Genomic DNA, 18,691 nt, shown 5'->3' on the forward strand with positions numbered 1-18,691 from the left:
GTTAGGACGAGCATATTTACGATTTACCGGGCCGCTAAAAAACCGCTCGTGAGGTATGCATAGCGAAGCGGCCCTTGTCCGAACGCCAGCGTCAGGCGTTTACAAGCATGCTTCGTAGATGGAGATTACATCCTGCTCGGACAGAGGGCGGGAGCTTGGGAGATAGCCGGCTCCTCTGCCGCCAATGACGATCGACTCGCGGGCGAGCTCCTCCAGAGCATGTTTGTCGACGCCGAAGTCGGACAGACGCTGTGTGATGCCCATCGCCTCATACCAACGTTGTACGGCCTTGATCGCTGCCCGCGCTGCTGCCAGCTCATCCGTTTCGGATACGCCGAAGCATTCCCGTCCCATTCGCGCCAGCCGTTCCGGACGGTCTTGCAGAATGATCTGCTCAAAATAAGGCAGCGACAAGATCGCCAGCCCGCGTCCATGAGCCATGTCGTAATGGCCGCTCAGGGGATGCTCGATCTGGTGTAGCGGCATGCCTGCCCCGCGTCCGCCGATGGCAAAGGGGCTGATCCCAAGGGTGCTGGCCCATAGCAGCGTCGCACGGGCCTCTTCGTGATCCGGCTGGCGAATCGCTGTCAGCGAGTGCTCGACGACGAGACGGATGAGCGACTCGGTGATTCCATCCTGCACATGTGTGCCCGGGGCGCTGATCAAATACGATTCAAACATGTGCGAAAAAATATCGGCGCACGCTTCAGCCGTCACATGCGCGGGTACGGTGTACGTCAAGGCGGGGTCCAGGATCGCTACCCGCGGGTACAGGGCAGGCCCGTTGATCGACGATTTTTCATGTGTGTCCCAGTGCGTCAGTACGCTGATGTTGTTGGCTTCGGAGCCGGTCGCCGCGACTGTCGGGATCGCCATGAGCGGCAAGGCCTCCTGTACAGGGACCAGATCCTTTGCGGTTCCGCTCGGATTTCCGCGCATGTAATCGTAAATCGGGCGGCCGGATAAAGCGGCAGCCGCGATCGCCTTCGACGCGTCCATCACCGAACCTCCGCCGAGGGCAATGATAAAATCACAACCGTGCTCGCGGGCAAGGGAAGCTCCTTGATCGACGGTCGAAGTACGGGGATTCGGTTCGATTTTGTCAAAGAGCACATGGGAAACGTGCTGTTCGTTCAAGAAGGCCTGCACTCTGTCCAGCAAGCCCGTTCGCTTTGCGGAGCTTCCGCCGGTGACGAGCAGCGCCTTTTGCCCGAGACTCTTTGCTTCCTGTCCAACCTTTGCGATTTCCCCGGTTCCAAACAATATGCGAGTCGGAAACGACAATTCAAACGGCAACATGACAAATCCCATCCTTTCACGCATTCTTTCTATTAGATAGTGTATCACAAAAAGGGAGCGGGCTTGGAGAACGATGGCACTCAATCATTATGAGGGCGATTATGAGTCGGCTCTTTCTCACACGTGAAAGGCAGCAGAGTTGTCGCCGGACGATCCGGAGCTTCTGGAATATCTCCTGCTGTTTCACGAGCTGCCGGGACAATACATCAGTGGCGAGGAAGCCATAGAAATTCGGAAAAAATTCTGGAGCATGATTCTGGTAACGGTACAGCTTTGGATATCGTGGGACGCAATCGAAACAGATAGGTCGCCAGACTTATCGCAGGGGCTCATTTCAATTCGGAATAAATTAATAGAAGGGGAGATGAAAAAAATGAACAGCTTCAAAGGCTTCCTGCTAGTGGCTTTGATCCTGGCAGGAATCAGCGGATGCGGGGATGCCTCTGAGACGAAGGAAGAAAACAGTGCAGTCGTTGAGAATCCAGTCGGGAAAGAGGCAAAAAATATAATAATCGGAGAGGATACTTTTCCCTTGCATGATTTGAAAGGTGTACAAAATTTCAAAGACCAATTCACATTTGCGTTTGATCCAACGGTTCATCCAGAGATTGCATACTACAAAAGCGGCGAGACAGTTACCATTGATTTTGGCGGTACAGAATTCGATCATATAGCGATTTTGGACGTTCTCCTCGATTCAGAGGGGAAACAATTATATACGGATAAAGAGATCAAGGAGGTGCCCTATACCCATGAAGACAATCACTATCAATTCAAATTAGAGAAGCACTTCGCTTCTGCTCTGGATTCGAATCCTAAGAAGAGTAAAACAGTTTACAGAGGTTTTCGAATCAATGCCTATAAGGATGATCAAGAACACCCATTTGGATTTGTAATCAAAACAGATTCATACTAAACCATTGAAAAGCCCCGTTTCATCCGAAAGGGGCTTTTTGAATCTGACGCGGGAAATTCCCCGCGTTTTTTCTGTTTGCTAAAAAAGCGCATGATCCCCCTGGCCCGCAGAGTCGGTCTGAACGGAGCGCTCAGGCACATACCGCCCGTAATCGGGAAGCGCTATGCTGTCAAAGTCGCGCACCAACCGCGCCAGTCCTTCTGCCAGCTCTTCACCCGAGACGGGCAGACCGTGACCCGTGACGGCTATCGACGGACGCAGCGCTTCTAGCTTTTCAACCGCCTCCCGGGCGGCCTCCCAGTCAGTCGTAAAGTACCGGGGCGGGCCGGTAATCTCGGTCATTTGCGTCAGCACTTTATAGAGAGAATCCTGTCTCACTGTGACAAAAGCATCCCCGGCGATCAGCACCCGGTCCTGCTCCCGAAACAAAGAGACATGGCCGGGGGAGTGGCCGGGCGTATGAATCCAGCGCCACCCCGGCATAAACGGAACGGTTCCGTCTGCCGGCAAGGTCTGCAGCCGGCTGCCCAGATCGATGCCTCCGTTCGGGAACAGCGGCGACAGCTTCGCGACCAGACCTCCTTCTACGCCCGGATCCGGTTCGGGATAATCGGAGGTGCCATCTAGATAAGGCTTTTCCAGCTCGTGGGCATATACAGGGACATCCCACCGATCGGCCAGATCGATCACCGCGCCGACGTGGTCAAAATGACCGTGGGTCAGGACGATTGCCTTTGGGCGCGCTCCCGAACCAAAGCGTTTTTCAGCCGCAGCCGCAATGTCAGGAGCCGACTTGGGCATCCCGGCATCGACGAGCACCCACTGCCCGGACTGAGGTTCTCCGACAAAGCAGAGGTTTACGACCTGTATGCAAAGGGCAAACACGTCAGAGGCGATCTCCTGGCCGATGCCGCTTGCCGCCGAAGTAACCGGAATATAGGTATCCCGCAATGATATTCCCTCCCGATCTGTCCATTTTCCCTCTTACTGTTTGCAGTTGGAAGCGAAATTATCATGACGCAACCCGAAACTTGTCGCTCAGCTCATGCAGGCGGCCAGACAGGGCCAACAGTTCGCTTGCCAGTCTGCGCGACTTTTCGATCGAGGCCAGCTGCTCCCTGGACGTGTGCAGCATCTCTTCCGTACTTGTCCTGGTCTCCTGGGAGACAGCGACGAACGTTTCGAGTGTAGCATCGACTTCATCCAAATCATCTGAGATACCGGACAAGCCTTTGCTTGCAGCCTCCAGTTGTACGGCGGTCCGGTCGATCGTCTGCCTGAGCAGAAGAAAGGCTTTCTCCGCTTCGTGCAGCTTTTCCATGCTTTGCTGCAATTGTCCGGCAGCCTCTGTCGTTTCCGCAGAAACGGAGTGCGCTTCACCCCGGATGCTTTGCATCATGTGGGAGATTTCGACCGCTGCTGTTTCCGACTCCCCGGCCAGCTTGGCTACTTCGTCCGCGACGACGGCGAAGCCCCGGCCGTATTGACCTGCCCTTGCCGCTTCGATCGTGGCGTTCAGCGCCAGCAGCTTTGTCTGCTTGGAAATGTTTTGGATCAGCCCGACGACGGCTCCAATCGATTCAGACTGCTCCCGAAGGGCGGACATCCGGTTGTAAAGCTGCTCGTATCTCCCGGAAAAGCGGCGGATCATGGAGGTTAGATCGTCGATCCTTTCCTGGCCGTTGAGCGCCACTTGCTCCATCTCTTTTCCTGATGCAAGGACAGAGGCGATCTCCTTAAACAGTTCATCCATGTCCGTCTTCATCCGTTGAAAAGAGGCGGTGGCAGATTCTGTGGAGCTGGCCGTTTCCTCGACGCCCTTGTTCACCGTATCGAGGCGCAGGGCCAACAGCGAAGAGCGCTCTCCGGCCTCCTCGGCAGCGAGCCGAATTTCATGACCGTCTCTGTTTAATTCGACAATCATCCGCTTGATCTCGGTCACGATATCCGCCATCTGTTCGACCATGTGATTGAAGCTGTCTGCGATGGAGCGGATTTCCGGCCCTTCATGGCTGAGGTCGGTCCGTTGGGTCAGATCTCCGGAGCTAACCCGGCGCATGTTGGCAATCAGAGTCTGAAAGGGTGCCGTGATGCCGCGAACAATGAACCAGCAAAGAATCAAGGAAAGGATCAGGCAAACTGCGATGGTAAACAAGATAAATTTCCCTGTTTGGTCCAGGGGAGCGAGGTACTGCTTTTGCGGAACGGCAATGATGTAGATGAAATTTTCTTCGGGCGAGTGACTGAAAGCCAGTGTATGTACGGCCCCGCCTGCATTTATATGGGTAACGCCAAAGCGCTGGGCTTGTATTTGCGCGGCGAGCTCCCCGGGAAAGTCAATCGCCCTTTTCGTAATGTTTTCAATCGGTTCGAAAAGGCCGTCACGGACCACAAACTGCTGGATGTCCAATCCTTTTTGGGCCAGACCGGCCTGCTGCTGTCGCAGCTCGTACTGCAGCCGTTTTTTGTATGTTTTGTCGTCGGAGGCAAACGTGAACTTCATCAGCGCGATTTTTTCCGTAATCTTTTCGGTTTCAGAGTCCAGTCTTGCTTCCATCTGGGAGATAATCATCTGTTTGGCTTGGGAATAAAACGCGCCGCCGATGATGATGGAGGAAAAAAGCAGCAGGCACAGCAGCGGAACGGTGATCTTTGTCTGTAGCCGTATGTTCCTGTGCAGGCGGGCGAATGGAGCTGCGAGAGGCGTAAAAACGGATTGTCTCTTGATCATGTTTGTCCCCCTGAAAAATTGCGTAGTCAGATAGTCCCATTTCCATTGTAGTGAAGGAATGTAAAGCTGGTGTGGATGTAATGTAAACGAATATTAAGAGAGAAAATGATGTTTTTATACAATAATTCCCGAACGTTTGTCGAAGGTATATTTGTTAATTTCCGTTGATAATGGCGTATAATTATGTTTAAATGAAATTGAATCGTTCGTGAATTGGTTTGATCAAACCCATATCATCGGGGGAAGGTGGCTCCGGAAGTGGAAAAACGAGAACAACTTTACGAAGGCAAGGCAAAGCGTATCTATCGTACGTCTTTGGACAATCAGTATTGGGTGGAGTACAAGGATGACGCCACTGCTTTTAACGGAGAAAAGAAAGCGACCATCACCGGCAAGGGAGAACTGAACAACCGGATTACCGCAATCTTTTTCACGATGTTGAAACAGCGCGGCATCGACAATCACTTCATACGCCTGTTGTCGCCCACGGAGCAGCTGGTACGGCAGGTGGCGATCATTCCGCTGGAAGTTGTCGTGCGCAACATCGCCGCCGGTTCTCTGGCCAAGCGCCTGGGCATGAAGGAAGGCACTGTGCTTCCTCAGCCGGTCGTCGAGTTTTACTACAAGGACGACGCGCTCGGAGATCCGCTCGTCAATCCTTCTCACATCAAGGTGATGGGTATCGCCAGCGAAGAAGATTTGGCTGCACTGGAGCGTTTGGGATTGATGGTCAACGACGTATTGCAGCCGTATTTGCGGGAGAGGGGCATCCTTCTCGTCGATTTTAAATTGGAGTTTGGTCGTACACCGGAAGGAGAGATTCTCCTCGCCGATGAAATATCGCCGGACACGTGCCGGTTCTGGGATGCCGAGACGGGAGAAAAGCTGGACAAGGACCGTTTTCGCCGCGATCTCGGCAAAGTAGAGGAAGCGTATCAGGAAATGCTCAAACGATTGGGAGGAGAGGCACATGTATAAAGCTGTCGTCTACGTTACATTGCGTCAAAGCGTATTGGACCCGCAAGGCCATGCAGTAAAAGGAGCGCTGCATTCGCTTGGATTCGACGAGGTAAAGGACGTTCGCATCGGAAGGTATCTCGAAGTGGAGCTGGATACTTCCGACCTGAGCAAAGCGGAGGAACGGGTTTCCGAAATGTGCGAGAAGCTGCTTGCCAACACTGTCATCGAAGACTATCGCTTCGAGATTGTGGAGGGCTGAGCGATGCGTGTAGCCGTTATCGTATTTCCCGGTTCCAATGCTGACGTGGATTTGTACAATGCAGTGGAAGACGTGATGGGAGTGCCGGTCGACTACGTATGGCACGCAGAAAACGACTTGTCCCGCTACGATGTCATTTTGCTGCCGGGCGGCTTTTCCTACGGCGATTATCTGCGCTGCGGCGCCGTCGCCCGTTTTTCCCCGGTGATGGAGCAGGTCATCAAGGCGGCCGAGCAAGGCAAGCTGGTCATGGGCATCTGCAACGGCTTCCAGATTCTCACCGAAGCAGGGCTTCTGCCGGGAGCGCTGCTGAGAAACCGTTCGCTCAAATTCCGCTGCAAGCTGTCCGCGCTCCGCGTCGAGAACAATGACACCGCCTTTACCCGCGATTACGCGGCGGGTGAAGTCATCCAGATCCCGATCGCACACGGCGAGGGCAACTACTACTGTGACGAAGAAACACTGGAAAAACTGAAAGCCAACAATCAGATCGTGTTCCGCTATCACGGGGAAAACCCGAATGGCTCACTGGAGGATATCGCTGGCATCTGCAACGAAAAAGGCAACGTGCTGGGCATGATGCCCCATCCGGAGCGCGCTGTTCACGAATGGATGAGTTCTGCTGACGGACGGCGCATGTTTACCTCGATTCTACAGACATGGAGGGAACGAAACAGTGTCCAAGCTCACTCATAAAGAACCGACTGCCGAGCAAATTGCCGAAGAAAAGCTTTATCGCGAAATCGGTCTCACAGACGAAGAATACAAGAGCGTCGTCAACATTCTGGGACGCCAGCCCAACTGGACGGAAACAGGGCTCTACAGCGTGATGTGGTCGGAGCACTGCTCGTATAAAAACTCCCGCCCTGTCCTGCGCCGCTTCCCGACGACCGGCCCGCGCGTCCTGCAAGGACCGGGTGAAGGCGCCGGCATCGTCGACATCGGCGACAATCAGGCTGTCGTTTTCAAGATCGAAAGCCACAACCACCCTTCTGCCATCGAACCGTACCAGGGAGCGGCAACAGGAGTAGGCGGCATCATCCGCGATGTGTTCTCGATGGGAGCGCGTCCGGTCGCTTTGCTCAATTCGCTGCGCTTCGGGGAACTGACAACCCCGCGCGTCAAATACTTGTTTGAAAACGTAGTCGCCGGGATTGCCGGCTACGGCAACTGCATCGGGATTCCGACTGTAGGCGGCGAAGTCAACTTCGACCCTACGTATGAAGGAAACCCGCTCGTCAACGCAATGTGCGTCGGTCTGATCGACCACGACAAGATTCAAAAAGGGGTGGCCAGCGGCATCGGCAACCCGGTCATTTACGTGGGAGCGAGCACCGGCCGTGACGGCATTCACGGGGCTACCTTCGCTTCCGAGGAATTGAATGAAGAATCGGAGAAAAAGCGCCCCGCTGTGCAGGTAGGCGATCCGTTCATGGAAAAGCTGCTGCTCGAGGCATGCCTGGAGCTGATCGACACCGGAATCGTCGTCGGCATTCAGGATATGGGGGCGGCCGGCCTGACCTGCTCCAGCGCGGAGATGGCTTCCAAGGCGGGCAATGGAATCGAGATGAACCTCGATCTGGTGCCGCAGCGGGAGGCGGGCATGTCCGCGTATGAAATGATGCTGTCCGAATCCCAGGAGCGCATGCTCGTCGTCGTGGAAAAGGGCAAAGAAGCAGAGGCAATCGCTCTCTTTGACAAATGGGGATTGGCTTCTGCCGTCGTAGGAAAAGTGACGGATGACGGCCTGCTCAGACTGCTCCATCACGGCGAGGTGGTCGCAGAGGTGCCGGTGAAAACGCTGGCGGATGACGCTCCTGTGTACCATCGCCCTTCCAGGGTTCCCGCCTATTACGAGGCGAATGCCAAGGTGGACCCGGTGGCGGCGATCAGCGAGCCGAAGGATTTGAATGAAACGCTCAAGGCTTTGCTGGCCCAGCCGACGGTCGCGAGCAAAGCATGGGTTTATGAACAATACGATCACATCGTCCGGGCAGGCACAGCCGTCAAGCCAGGCTCCGACGCCGCTGTCGTGATGGTGCGCGGTACCCGCAAGGCGCTGGCGATGAGCACGGATTGCAACGGACGCTACGTGTATCTGGACCCGCAGGTGGGCGGTGCCATCGCCGTGGCGGAAGCGGCGCGCAACGTCGTTTGCTCTGGTGCCGAGCCGCTCGCGGTCACAGACTGCCTGAATTTTGGCAGTCCGGAGAAGCCGGAGGTGTTCTGGCAGTTTGAAAAAGCCGTTGACGGCATGAGCGAAGCCTGCCTGGCGCTGAATTCGCCTGTCATCGGAGGAAACGTCTCCTTCTACAACGAGCGGAGCGGCGATGCCATCTACCCAACCCCGACGATCGGGATGGTGGGCCTGATCACGGATGTGGATCACATCACTACGCAGCATTTCAAGGCTGAGGGAGATGTCGTCATCCTGCTCGGCGAAACCTTTGCCGAGCTGGGCGGAAGCGAGTATCAAAAATATGCGACTGGCGCGATTTCCGGCCGTCCGCCTCAGCTGGACTTGAAAAAAGAGGCGGCTGTGCAGAAGCTGGTGCTGGACGCCATCCGCAACGGGCTGGTCAAATCGGCACACGACTTGTCGGAAGGCGGCCTCGGCGTGGCTCTTGCGGAAGCGTGCTTTGGCGAAAACATCGGCGCGACAGTTTCCCTGTCCTCTGATCTGAGAGCGGATGTGCTGTTGTTCAGCGAATCGCAGTCCCGCATCCTGATCAGTGTCGCCACGGAAAAGGCCGATGAGGTGCTGGCTCTGGCCGGCGAAATGGGCGTGCCTGCGCAGGCAATCGGACAGACTGGCGGAGAGCAACTGGTGGTGAACATCAACGGGGTCGAAGCTGTACACGCACCGCTGACAGCTTTGAAGGCCGCATGGAAGGATGCGATTCCATGTTTGATCGGGTAATCTGGGACAAACTGAACGAAGAATGCGGCGTTTTTGGCATCTACAACCACAAGGAAGCGTCCCCGCTGACGTATCTGGGGCTGCACGCCCTGCAGCATCGCGGTCAGGAGAGCGCAGGCATCTGCGCCTCCGATGGCGAGCGCTGGTACAAACACCGGGGGATGGGGCTGGTGGCGGAGGCGTTTGCCGGTGTGGATCTGCAAACCTTTCGCGGCAACATTGCCATCGGTCATACACGCTACACCACTGCGGGTTCGAGCAAGATCGAGAACGCGCAGCCGCTCTTTTTCCGCTACGCTCACGGCAGCATGGCTGTGGCTCACAACGGCAACCTGGTCAACGCTTCGGTTCTCAGAAAGGAGCTGGAGGCAAAAGGCTCGATCTTTCAGACGACCAGCGACACTGAGGTGATCGCGCACTTGATCGCCCGTTCCAAAAGCAGCGATTTGACCGAGGCTGTCCGCGAGGCGCTGCAGCATATCAAGGGAGCCTACGCACTTCTCGTCATGAATGAAAAACAGCTAATCATCGCGCTCGATCCCAACGGCCTGCGTCCGCTTTCGCTGGGGCGTCTCGGCGATGCGATTTGCGTGGCGTCGGAGACGTGCGCGTTTGACATCATCGGCGCAGAGTACTGGCGGGACGTTCAGCCGGGCGAATTGATCGTGGTCGACGAGGACGGCGTCCGCGAGTCCACATTTGCCGAAAACACCAAACGCTCGATCTGCACATTTGAATATATTTACTTTGCCCGTCCGGACAGCGACATCGACAGCATCAACGTCCACATGGCCCGCAAGCGTCTGGGGAAACAGCTCGCTCTCGAAGCGCCTGTGGAAGCCGACGTCGTGACCGGCGTTCCCGATTCGAGCATTTCTGCCGCAATCGGTTTCGCGGAGGCGACGGGAATTCCTTACGAGCTGGGCTTGATCAAAAACCGCTATGTGGGACGCACCTTTATCCAGCCGACCCAGGAGCTGCGCGAGCGCGGCGTGTACATGAAGCTGTCAGCCGTTCGCAAGGTGGTCGAAGGCAAGCGGGTGGTCATGATTGACGATTCGATTGTCCGCGGGACGACGAGCAGCAGGATCGTGCAAATGCTCCGAGACGCGGGGGCAAAGGAAGTCCACGTCCGCATCAGTTCGCCGCCGGTCATGAACTCCTGCTTTTACGGCATCGACACCTCGACGCGCGACGAGCTGATCGCTTCGTCCAAATCGGTGGAAGAAATCCGCCAATTCATTGGCGCCGATTCGCTCAGCTTTTTGACAATCGAAGGCATGATCGACGCGATCGGCCGCGAGGATGGCTCTCCCAACCGCGGTCACTGTCTGGCATGTTTCAACGGAGACTACCCGACAGAAGTGGAATACGAAGCGGCGCTGCCTTCAGATAAGTGCTGACAGGCAAGCTGCGTGTTTTTGCAAAGCCAACAACCAACCTCTACCGATGGAGGAGAAACCATGAGTGATGCATACAAGCAAGCGGGAGTAGATATAGAGGCGGGCAATCAGGCGGTCGAGCGCATGAAAAAGCACGTCAAACGGACATTCCGGCCGGAGGTGCTCACTGATCTGGGCGGGTTCGGCGCTCTGTTTCGTCTCGATACGACCAAATACAAAAAGCCGGTGCTCGTCTCGGGAACGGATGGAGTCGGCACCAAGCTGAAGCTGGCTTTTGCCATGGACAAACACGACACGATCGGGATCGACGCGGTGGCCATGTGCGTCAACGACGTAGTGGTGCAAGGAGCGGAACCGCTCTTTTTCCTCGACTATCTGGCGTGCGACAAGGTCGTTCCGGAGAAAATCGAAGCCATCGTCAAGGGGATTGCCGACGGCTGCGCCCAGGCAGGCTGCTCCCTGATCGGCGGCGAAACGGCGGAAATGCCAGGCATGTACGCGGAAGGCGAGTACGACATCGCCGGGTTTACGGTAGGCGTGGCTGACGAAGACAAGCTGATTACCGGCGCTTCGGTGAAGCCGGGCGACGTGCTGATCGGGCTGGCCGCAAGCGGAGTCCACAGCAACGGCTTTTCGCTTGTCCGCAAGGTTCTGCTGGCTGACCGCGGCCTTTCTCTGAGCGAGCATATGGACGTCCTCGGCAAAACATTGGGCGAGGAGCTCTTGACTCCTACACGCATCTACGTAAAACAGATGTTGTCGCTGCTGGATGCGGTCGAGGTGAAAGCGATGGCCCACATCACCGGCGGCGGCTTTACGGAAAACATTCCGCGCGTATTGCCGGAAGGGACGCAGGCGGTCATCGACGTCGGGACGTGGCCGGTGCTGCCGATCTTTTCCCTGGTGCAGGAATCCGGGAATATTTCCTGGAGCGACATGTACCGCACTTTCAATATGGGGATCGGCATGATCGCGGTCGTCAAGCCGGAGGATGCCGAGCGGGCGATGGAGACGCTGAAGCAGTCGGGCGAGCAGCCGTACCGGATCGGCCATATCGCTGCCGGGGAACGAAAGGTCGTATACAACGGGGTGGCGTGGTGAAGCGGATAGCCGTCTTTGCATCTGGCAGCGGCTCCAATTTTGAAGCGGTCGTGCAAGCGGCAAAAAGCGGCCGTCTGGCGGGAGCCGAGATTGCCCTGCTCGTATGCGACAAACCGGGCGCCGGCGTTTTGGAACGGGCTGCTCGGCTTGGCGTAGATGCGTTTGTGTTCGATCCGAAAGCATATCCGGACAAGGCCACTTTCGAGCGGGAAATCGTCGCCGAGCTGCAGAAGAGAGAAGTAGAGCTTGTCGTATTGGCCGGATATATGAGGCTGGTCGGAGATACGCTGCTTCAGGCATACGAGGGGCGCATGATCAACCTTCACCCGTCGCTGCTCCCCGCGTTTCCGGGCAAGGATGCCGTCGGCCAGGCACTCTCCTACGGGGTAAAGATAACGGGGGTAACGGTGCATATGGTCGATGCCGGACTGGATACCGGTCCGATCATCGCGCAGACACCTGTAGAGGTGCTGGAGGATGACACAGCCGAGAGCCTGAGCGCCCGGATTCATCAGGTGGAGCATGGATTGCTCGTCGACGTCATCGACAAATTGCTCACAGGCCGGGTAAAAGTGGAAGGGCGTCATGTACGACAAGGAACGAAATAGTGTTTCACTGTACAGTACAATCTGAATAAAATGGGTGTCCCACAAGTCAGATCTGACAATGGGCACCCATTTTTGCGTTGCAGAAGGGGGAAGATGAAAGGGCAGGCTCTTATTCTATCACCATTTGCCACGGGCCCTTCAAGAGGTAGCGCGGTTCCCCGATGAAAAAGGTCAGCTCCTCCATGCCAGGCTGCACCTCCAGCTCCAAGTATTCGATCGCTCCCGTATCTTCGGCTGCTTTCCACATATAGGACATCCGGTCGGCGTTCTGTGTATAGACCTTGAAGCTTTGCAGCGTCTTCGCCAGACCGGAATCAAAGCGGACATTTACGTGCACGCGGACAGTCTCGGAATCGACTCGCTCCACTTTTGTAAAATCGACAGGAAAGCCTGCCAGGAGCACTGTTTGATCAATATTTGCCGATCCTTCCTGTAAAGGAACAGGCACTGTTACCTGCTGTTGCGGTGCATGTTTATCGGCGACGCGAATATACGGGATCGACAAGCGGTAACGCTCTAAATCCTGCGGTGACCCTGTGAAGAAAAACTCGTTCTGATTGGCAAAAATTGAATCTTTTTGGATCTCGAGGTTGCCGCCTCGTTCATTTGTCAGCTTCAGCCTTGTCTCCTCGCTTTTATTGAGCGGATCTATGCCGAAGGAGTCTAGTTCAAGACCGTCAGGCAGGATGGACAGCAGGTTTACCCTGATCCGTTTCTGCGCCATCGGGGTCGTCACTGCCGTAATCGTGACGCCGTTTTTTGCTGCGGTCGGGCCAAGACCGTCTAGATTGCCAGCCTGCTTGGCCAACACAAGCGGCAAGGGACCGATAACAGCCACTGGCAGCTCTACGAATACGGCCTCATGACCGGAAAACGGAATGGCTCCCCGATACGTATATGATGCCTTCCACCCATTGCTTGAGCTGGTGAACGTGCCGTGCTTAAATTCATAGCGCTCCTTATCGGATTGGCCCGTAGACAGGGTGATCTTGTCGGGGGCATGTCCGCCTGTTCCCCTCAGCCTGATCGAGGCTTCCTGCTCCCCGATCATGATGCCGTCCACCTTCCATTCAGAACCGCGCGCTTCTGCCGAGACAGGCTTCTCCAGCACATAGACGGGATGCCCGTTCCCTTCGCTTACTGTGCCAAATCCCGGGAGGAACTGCAGTATCTTTTTGAGTTCTGCCCGTACCTCTTCAGATAAACCGATAGCGGCTCCCAGCAAAACAAGCAGGATGGCTGCAGCGAAAGCCCTTTTATGATAGCGTCTTCGGGGCGTTGCGGGCTTCTTTTGGACAGAGTCGGAGCTTTGGGCATGCGGATGAATGCCCAGCTCATGCCATGTTCTCGTTTTGATCCGGTCCAACGCAGCGTTGTCCAGAGGAAGAGCCGCATGGGAAGGGGGTTCATGCAAATCGTAAAAGTCCGGGAAATCGAGGAAGTTCGGGGATTCTCGGAAGTCCGGGGATTCTCGGAAGTCCGGGAAATCACGGAAGTCCTTGAAGTCACGCCAGTCTTCTTCGCTTATTTGATCAATCAGGTCAAATACGGCTTGTTCATCTCTTCCCTTCATACGTATCCTCCTGTTCCAAAAGGTGCATCTGCTGCCTGAGGGCTTGCCGGGAGCGAAACAGCCGATTCTCGACCGCCTTTTTGGTCAACCCCGTCTCAGCCGCGATGTTCTCCAAAGTCTCGTAGTAAAAATACCGTTTGATAAAAATGCGTCTGTCCGGTTCGGGAAAGGAGCGAATCAGAGCGACAATTTGTGCGGAACGCTCGCGGGAGAGGACAACGGTCTCCAGGTCTGTACGGGAAGTCGGTTCTGCAGCCAATGGCGCTCCATTGCCCCGCTCCTGAAGCTTGCGGCGATAATCCAGCGCTTTGTATTTGGCGAGAATCAGCAGCCACGTTTTCCATGTTCCCCGGCTTTCATCGAATTCGGCAATTTTTTTCTACGCGGTGATAAAAGCGTCGCTTACACACTCTTCGATGTCTTCCCGGCTCCCGATGCCGCCGATGATCCGGTACACGAGGGTGTAGACGTTTTTTCCGTATACGTTCATTGCGTATTCCAAAGCAATCGGATTGCGGTTCTTTAGTTCGCTTGCAAGGTTCTCTTCGCTGATGTTCATTTCGATCCACGCCGGGCCCCTTTCAACGTTCGTTTCATCTATGTATCAATGACTACGTTTCGATTTTGGTAAAACACTCAGACACTCTTCAAAAAACTTTTCGCGATCTCGCTCAAAAGAGCAAACAAGAAGAAGCGGAATGTTCAGTCTTTCCGGTATAATCAAACAAAGTACCTGGAAGGAGAGGAATAACATGGATAAGGTCATACATAAAAGCGTAAAGCTATCTTGCGGCCCTGCGCAAGCCTTTCAATTCTTTACCGGGAGCGAGCATCTGGCCAGCTGGCTGACCAATGCGGCGGAGGTGGAGCCTGTGGCGGGAGGCAAATACGAGCTGTTCTGGGCACCGGACGATCGCGAAAACGACAGCACTATCGGCTGCAAGGTGCTGGCCATCGAGGAGAACAAACTGCTGGTCTTTGAATGGAAGGGGACAAGGCAGTTTGCCTCACTGATGAACGAAGCGCGTCCGCTCACCCATGTCGTCGTATCCTTCATTCCGGACGGAGAAGGAACCAACGTGCAGCTTGTGCATAACGGATGGGGCAGCACAGAAGAATGGGACGCTGCACGCGGCTGGTTTGAGCAGGCATGGAACATGGCGTTGGCCGGGCTTGAAAAGTACGCGAGTGCGCAGCCGGTCGCAAAGTGCTGTGAATAAAAAACGGCGATCCTCTCAGAACGGTTGGACCTATAAGCTGTCCCCCAAAAAAACCGAGCGTATAGACGCTCGTCAACAAAAACTTTTCGCATGCCCCGACATACAGTAAAGGGAAGGTGGAAATAAGGAGGGGCCAAATGAACGGGGACTTCGTAGCCGATCTGTTGGGGAAGCTGAGTAAACGAACGGGTCGGGAGTGGACGATGACCGACATTATGAAGCTTGCGGAGAAACTCCCTAAAAACGGGAACGGAAATATTGAATCCGTCTTGAGTGAGCTGTCGGATATGGGACTTGATCTTTCGGACGAAACGAAAGACAAAGTCAGGCAGCAGGTAAAAGACGGCAAATCCCTTTCCGCGGATACAATCGGGGAGCTCATGACGACCAGTCAGAAGAAGGAATCGGGAGAAAAGAAAAAATCGTCCCCGAAGGGCAGCGGAAAAGTGAAAAACCTCTCTTTGGCGGAACGGATCAAAAAGATGCAAAGCCGCAAAAAGAAGCGGACATGACAGGATAAACGCTGTATCGTATAACGAGAACAAAAAAGATACGCAGCCGACTGTGCCCCGGCACCGAAGGCTGCGTTTTGTTTTGTCCGAACAATCTTGATAAAAACGTACAATTATGTTTTAATGTATATGTAATGTTCGTGTTTTTACAACCTTTTTGAAAAAAGTCAGGAGGTTCTATTCGTGAGTGTGAAAAAAGCACTGATCAGCGTTTCGGACAAAACTGGGTTGGTACCTTTTGCGCGCCGCTTGGCTGCCGCTGGGGTCGAGATCATTTCTACCGGCGGGACAGCTTCTCTGCTCAAGGAAGCGGGCATCCCCGTCATTGGCATTTCAGATGTGACCGGTTTTCCAGAAATCATGGACGGACGCGTCAAGACGCTGCACCCGAATATTCATGGAGGTCTCTTGGCTGTTCGCGACAACGAGTCGCATCTTCAGCAGTTGAAAGAACTGAACATCGACACGATTGATCTGGTCGTAGTCAATTTGTATCCATTTAAAGAAACGATTGCGAAACCCGGCGTTACTTATGCCGAGGCAATTGAAAATATTGATATCGGCGGTCCGACGATGCTTCGCTCTGCCGCCAAAAACCACCAATTCGTCACAGTGGTTGTGGACGCAGCGGATTACGAGAAAGTGGCCGGAGAAATTGAAGCAGCGGGCGATACTACACGGGAAACACGCCGTCTATTGGCTGCCAAGGTATTCGGGCATACGGCCGCGTATGATGCCCTGATCGCGCGCTACCTGAACAATCAGGTGGGAGAAGCATTTCCGGAAAGCCTGACCGTGACGTATGAAAAGGTGCAGGATTTGCGCTACGGCGAAAATCCGCATCAGCGTGCAGCTTTCTATCAGGAACCGCTTGCGGGGATGACTTCTGTCGCTGGCGCTGAGCAATTACATGGAAAAGAGCTTTCCTACAATAATATTAATGATGCGGATGCGGCTCTCGCTATCGTCCGTGAATTTACAGAGCCGGCAGTCGTCGCGATCAAGCACTCCAATCCGTGCGGTGTCGGCATTGGCGGCGATGTCCGCGAGGCGTATCAAAAAGCGTTTGAAGCCGACCCGGTTTCGATTTTCGGCGGGATCGTCGCTGCCAACCGGCCGATCGATAAAGAGACGGCCCTGTTGATGAAAGAAACCTTTTTGGAAATTATCCTCGCTCCCGATTTTACCGAGGAGGCATTGAATGTCCTGACTGAAAAGAAAAACCTGCGCCTCTTGCGCCTGCCGGATCTGGCGCCTGTCCAAAAAGATGCCGCTGTTCTCCGGGTAGCGCCGGTAGCGGGCGGAGCGCTGGTTCAGGATTACGATCTCAAGCAGCTCGCCGATGAGGAGATTCGCGTCGCTACCGACAGAGAGCCTACAGCCGAGGAGCTGGCGCAGTTGAAATTCGCCTGGAAGGTGGTCAAGCACGTCAAATCCAACGCGATCGTACTGGCCGCAGATAACATGACCATCGGTATAGGAGCCGGTCAAATGAATCGAGTCGGTTCTGCCAAGATTGCCATCGAGCAGGCTGGTGAAAAAGCCCGCGGTTCCGTAATGGCTTCCGATGCTTTTTTCCCGATGCCCGATACCGTCGAAGCAGCGGCAAAAGCGGGAATTACGGCGATTATCCAACCAGGCGGCTCTGTACGGGACCAAGAATCGATTGATGCCTGCAACCGTTTTGGGATTGCCATGGTCTTTACTGGTGTGCGACACTTTAAGCATTAGAAGAGAGAGAATACAGGAGGGAATACGATGAACGTACTGGTAATCGGCAGCGGCGGCCGTGAACACGCCATTGTCTGGAAGCTGGCGCAAAGCTCCAAGGTGAAAAAGATTTTCTGTGCCCCCGGCAATGGAGGAACAGCCCTGCTGGCGAAGAACGTGCCGATTCCCGTTCATGATTTTGCCGCACTGGCACAGTTTGCCAAGGACGAAGGCATCGATTTGACGATTGTAGGCCCGGAGGACCCGCTGCTGGGAGGCATTGTCGACTTTTTCCTGGAGCGCAGCCTGCCGATCTACGGACCGACTGCCCAAGCTGCGAAAATCGAGGGAAGCAAATCGTTTGCCAAATATCTGATGAAGCGTTACAACATACCGACAGCGAAGTATGAATCCTTTATCGACTATGAGTCTGCACTTGCTTATGTGCGTGAGCAGGGAGCGCCGATTGTGGTAAAAGCGGATGGACTTGCCGCAGGCAAAGGGGTCGTGGTGGCGGAGACGCTGGAAAAAGCGGAGCGGGCGTTGTACAGCATCATGGAAGAGAACGCATTCGGCCAGGCAGGAGCCCGTGTGGTCATCGAAGAGTGCATGCGCGGAGAAGAACTGTCCCTCCTCTCCTTTGTCGATGGAGAGACGGTCAAGCCGATGATCACCTCCCAGGACCACAAGCGGGTGTTTGACAACGATCAAGGACCGAATACCGGGGGAATGGGCACCTATGCGCCGGTACCGCACATGTCAGCCAAGCTGGTAGATGAAATCGTGGCAAAAATCGTCCAGCCGATGGCATCCGGCATGGTCCGGGACGGCATTCCGTTTCGCGGCGTGCTGTACACCGGTTTGATGATCACCTCGGAGGGGCCGAAGGTTGTGGAATTCAACGCCCGCTTCGGCGATCCGGAGACGCAGGTCATTCTGCCGCTCCTCAAGACCGATCTGGTGGATATTTGCACGGCGACGGTCAACGGCGAACTGGCTTCCCTGGATGTTGAGTGGAAGCAGGAGAGTGCGGTCTGCGTCGTCATGGCTGCTCCCGGCTACCCCGGTGAGTACCCGAAGGGCTCGCTCATCACCGGACTGGAGCAGCAAGCAGAAGGCGTAGCCGTCTTTCATGCCGGCACCAAGCAAACGCCAGAGGGCACAGTCACGAGCGGCGGCCGCGTACTCGGCGTGACCAGCATCGGCAAAGACCTGGAGGAAGCGAGAGCGTCTGCCTACGAGGCGGTACGTTCCATCTCCTTCGAAGGCGCCCACTACCGCACCGACATCGCTGCCAAGGCGCTGGGAAACCGGTAAGGTAAGGGCGTACGAGAAGCGAGAACGGGTCTGTTCGAATGGGCTTGACCTGCTTCCAAAAAGCTGCTGCAAAAGCAAACAAGCCTCCAATCCCGAGAAGCGGATTGAAGGCTTGTCTTGTTTTGTGATAGTCCGGCAAAAGCCAAAAGCCGTAGAGATGAA

Annotated in this window: 18 protein-coding genes; 12 read left to right on the top strand and 6 right to left on the bottom strand. The window is 55.1% G+C overall.

Translation table 11 applies throughout. The features are described from left to right. Window positions 1-99: 99 nt before the first annotated feature. Window positions 100-1,299, bottom strand: coding sequence for an iron-containing alcohol dehydrogenase (locus tag EDM54_RS00240; protein WP_003389466.1), 1,200 nt, complete (start codon window positions 1,297-1,299; stop codon window positions 100-102). Between the two features lie 139 nt (window positions 1,300-1,438). Between EDM54_RS00240 and EDM54_RS26815 the strand changes: the two genes are divergently transcribed. After that, the gene (locus tag EDM54_RS26815) at window positions 1,439-2,215 is read left to right on the top strand and encodes a hypothetical protein (protein ID WP_003389465.1); all 777 of its coding nucleotides are present in this window, start codon (window positions 1,439-1,441) and stop codon (window positions 2,213-2,215) included. Window positions 2,216-2,293: 78 nt separating this feature from the next. Here the strand turns inward: EDM54_RS26815 and EDM54_RS00250 are convergent, their stop codons facing one another. Next, window positions 2,294-3,166, bottom strand: coding sequence for an MBL fold metallo-hydrolase (locus tag EDM54_RS00250; RefSeq protein ID WP_122957566.1), 873 nt, complete (start codon window positions 3,164-3,166; stop codon window positions 2,294-2,296). A gap of 61 nt (window positions 3,167-3,227) precedes the next feature. After that, window positions 3,228-4,946, bottom strand: coding sequence for a methyl-accepting chemotaxis protein (locus EDM54_RS00255; RefSeq protein ID WP_003389463.1), 1,719 nt, complete (start codon window positions 4,944-4,946; stop codon window positions 3,228-3,230). A gap of 258 nt (window positions 4,947-5,204) precedes the next feature. Here EDM54_RS00255 and purC point away from each other — a divergent pair, with 258 nt between their 5' ends. From purC to purN, 7 genes are read left to right on the top strand one after another with little or no spacing between them, the layout of a single operon-like run. After that, the gene (gene purC / locus EDM54_RS00260) at window positions 5,205-5,924 is read left to right on the top strand and encodes a phosphoribosylaminoimidazolesuccinocarboxamide synthase (RefSeq protein WP_003389460.1); all 720 of its coding nucleotides are present in this window, start codon (window positions 5,205-5,207) and stop codon (window positions 5,922-5,924) included. Further along, window positions 5,917-6,165: a phosphoribosylformylglycinamidine synthase subunit PurS gene (gene purS / locus EDM54_RS00265; RefSeq protein WP_003389459.1), complete on the top strand. Its 249-nt coding sequence runs from the start codon at window positions 5,917-5,919 to the stop codon at window positions 6,163-6,165. The genes purC and purS overlap by 8 nt, the downstream gene beginning before the upstream one ends. Window positions 6,166-6,168: 3 nt before the next feature. Next, a complete protein-coding gene (gene purQ, locus EDM54_RS00270) occupies window positions 6,169-6,861 on the top strand; it encodes a phosphoribosylformylglycinamidine synthase subunit PurQ (protein ID WP_003389458.1) in 693 nt (230 codons plus the stop codon). Continuing rightward, window positions 6,842-9,085 (top strand): phosphoribosylformylglycinamidine synthase subunit PurL, encoded by a 2,244-nt coding sequence (purL, locus tag EDM54_RS00275; protein WP_003389457.1) that lies wholly within the window; start codon window positions 6,842-6,844, stop codon window positions 9,083-9,085. Before purQ ends, purL begins: the two co-directional genes overlap by 20 nt. Beyond that, window positions 9,070-10,488 (top strand): amidophosphoribosyltransferase, encoded by a 1,419-nt coding sequence (gene purF / locus EDM54_RS00280; protein WP_003389454.1) that lies wholly within the window; start codon window positions 9,070-9,072, stop codon window positions 10,486-10,488. The genes purL and purF overlap by 16 nt, the downstream gene beginning before the upstream one ends. 60 nt (window positions 10,489-10,548) lie before the next feature. Continuing rightward, window positions 10,549-11,589 (top strand): phosphoribosylformylglycinamidine cyclo-ligase, encoded by a 1,041-nt coding sequence (gene purM, locus EDM54_RS00285; protein ID WP_003389453.1) that lies wholly within the window; start codon window positions 10,549-10,551, stop codon window positions 11,587-11,589. Then, window positions 11,583-12,197 carry a phosphoribosylglycinamide formyltransferase gene (purN, locus tag EDM54_RS00290; RefSeq protein ID WP_035989871.1) on the top strand — a complete coding sequence of 205 codons (615 nt, stop codon included), beginning with the start codon at window positions 11,583-11,585 and terminating at the stop codon, window positions 12,195-12,197. The genes purM and purN overlap by 7 nt, the downstream gene beginning before the upstream one ends. A gap of 109 nt (window positions 12,198-12,306) precedes the next feature. Here the strand turns inward: purN and EDM54_RS00295 are convergent, their stop codons facing one another. From EDM54_RS00295 to EDM54_RS26820, 3 genes are read right to left on the bottom strand one after another with little or no spacing between them, the layout of a single operon-like run. After that, window positions 12,307-13,770 (bottom strand): hypothetical protein, encoded by a 1,464-nt coding sequence (locus tag EDM54_RS00295; protein ID WP_003389451.1) that lies wholly within the window; start codon window positions 13,768-13,770, stop codon window positions 12,307-12,309. Beyond that, on the bottom strand, window positions 13,754-14,143 hold the full coding sequence (locus EDM54_RS00300; protein WP_255320298.1) for a sigma-70 family RNA polymerase sigma factor: 390 nt from the start codon (window positions 14,141-14,143) through the stop codon (window positions 13,754-13,756). Before EDM54_RS00300 ends, EDM54_RS00295 begins: the two co-directional genes overlap by 17 nt. Window positions 14,144-14,149: 6 nt before the next feature. Continuing rightward, window positions 14,150-14,329: a hypothetical protein gene (locus EDM54_RS26820; RefSeq protein WP_255320295.1), complete on the bottom strand. Its 180-nt coding sequence runs from the start codon at window positions 14,327-14,329 to the stop codon at window positions 14,150-14,152. Window positions 14,330-14,522: 193 nt separating this feature from the next. Between EDM54_RS26820 and EDM54_RS00305 the strand changes: the two genes are divergently transcribed. From EDM54_RS00305 to purD, 4 genes are all read left to right on the top strand, one after another. Continuing rightward, the gene (locus EDM54_RS00305) at window positions 14,523-14,990 is read left to right on the top strand and encodes an SRPBCC family protein (protein WP_003389449.1); all 468 of its coding nucleotides are present in this window, start codon (window positions 14,523-14,525) and stop codon (window positions 14,988-14,990) included. Window positions 14,991-15,127: 137 nt separating this feature from the next. Next, window positions 15,128-15,502 (top strand): hypothetical protein, encoded by a 375-nt coding sequence (locus EDM54_RS00310; protein ID WP_122957567.1) that lies wholly within the window; start codon window positions 15,128-15,130, stop codon window positions 15,500-15,502. Between the two features lie 183 nt (window positions 15,503-15,685). Then, entirely contained in the window at window positions 15,686-17,233 is a 1,548-nt protein-coding gene (gene purH / locus EDM54_RS00315; RefSeq protein WP_031932031.1) for a bifunctional phosphoribosylaminoimidazolecarboxamide formyltransferase/IMP cyclohydrolase, read from the top strand. A 27-nt stretch (window positions 17,234-17,260) separates the two neighbouring features. Next, window positions 17,261-18,529 (top strand): phosphoribosylamine--glycine ligase, encoded by a 1,269-nt coding sequence (purD, locus tag EDM54_RS00320; RefSeq protein ID WP_122957568.1) that lies wholly within the window; start codon window positions 17,261-17,263, stop codon window positions 18,527-18,529. Window positions 18,530-18,691 lie beyond the last annotated feature (162 nt).

Source organism: Brevibacillus borstelensis (assembly GCF_003710865.1).
Taxonomy (GTDB): Bacteria; Bacillota; Bacilli; order Brevibacillales; family Brevibacillaceae; genus Brevibacillus; species Brevibacillus borstelensis.

Coding starts and splice junctions, on each gene's coding strand:
- EDM54_RS26820 (WP_255320295.1), bottom strand. CDS start 14,329: ATGAACATCAGCGAAGAGAACCTTGCAAGCGAACTAAAGAACCGCAAT.
- EDM54_RS00310 (WP_122957567.1), top strand. CDS start 15,128: ATGAACGGGGACTTCGTAGCCGATCTGTTGGGGAAGCTGAGTAAACGA.
- EDM54_RS00255 (WP_003389463.1), bottom strand. CDS start 4,946: ATGATCAAGAGACAATCCGTTTTTACGCCTCTCGCAGCTCCATTCGCC.
- purM (WP_003389453.1), top strand. CDS start 10,549: ATGAGTGATGCATACAAGCAAGCGGGAGTAGATATAGAGGCGGGCAAT.
- EDM54_RS00305 (WP_003389449.1), top strand. CDS start 14,523: ATGGATAAGGTCATACATAAAAGCGTAAAGCTATCTTGCGGCCCTGCG.
- purD (WP_122957568.1), top strand. CDS start 17,261: ATGAACGTACTGGTAATCGGCAGCGGCGGCCGTGAACACGCCATTGTC.
- purQ (WP_003389458.1), top strand. CDS start 6,169: ATGCGTGTAGCCGTTATCGTATTTCCCGGTTCCAATGCTGACGTGGAT.
- EDM54_RS00295 (WP_003389451.1), bottom strand. CDS start 13,770: ATGAAGGGAAGAGATGAACAAGCCGTATTTGACCTGATTGATCAAATA.
- purS (WP_003389459.1), top strand. CDS start 5,917: ATGTATAAAGCTGTCGTCTACGTTACATTGCGTCAAAGCGTATTGGAC.
- EDM54_RS00240 (WP_003389466.1), bottom strand. CDS start 1,299: ATGTTGCCGTTTGAATTGTCGTTTCCGACTCGCATATTGTTTGGAACC.
- purF (WP_003389454.1), top strand. CDS start 9,070: ATGTTTGATCGGGTAATCTGGGACAAACTGAACGAAGAATGCGGCGTT.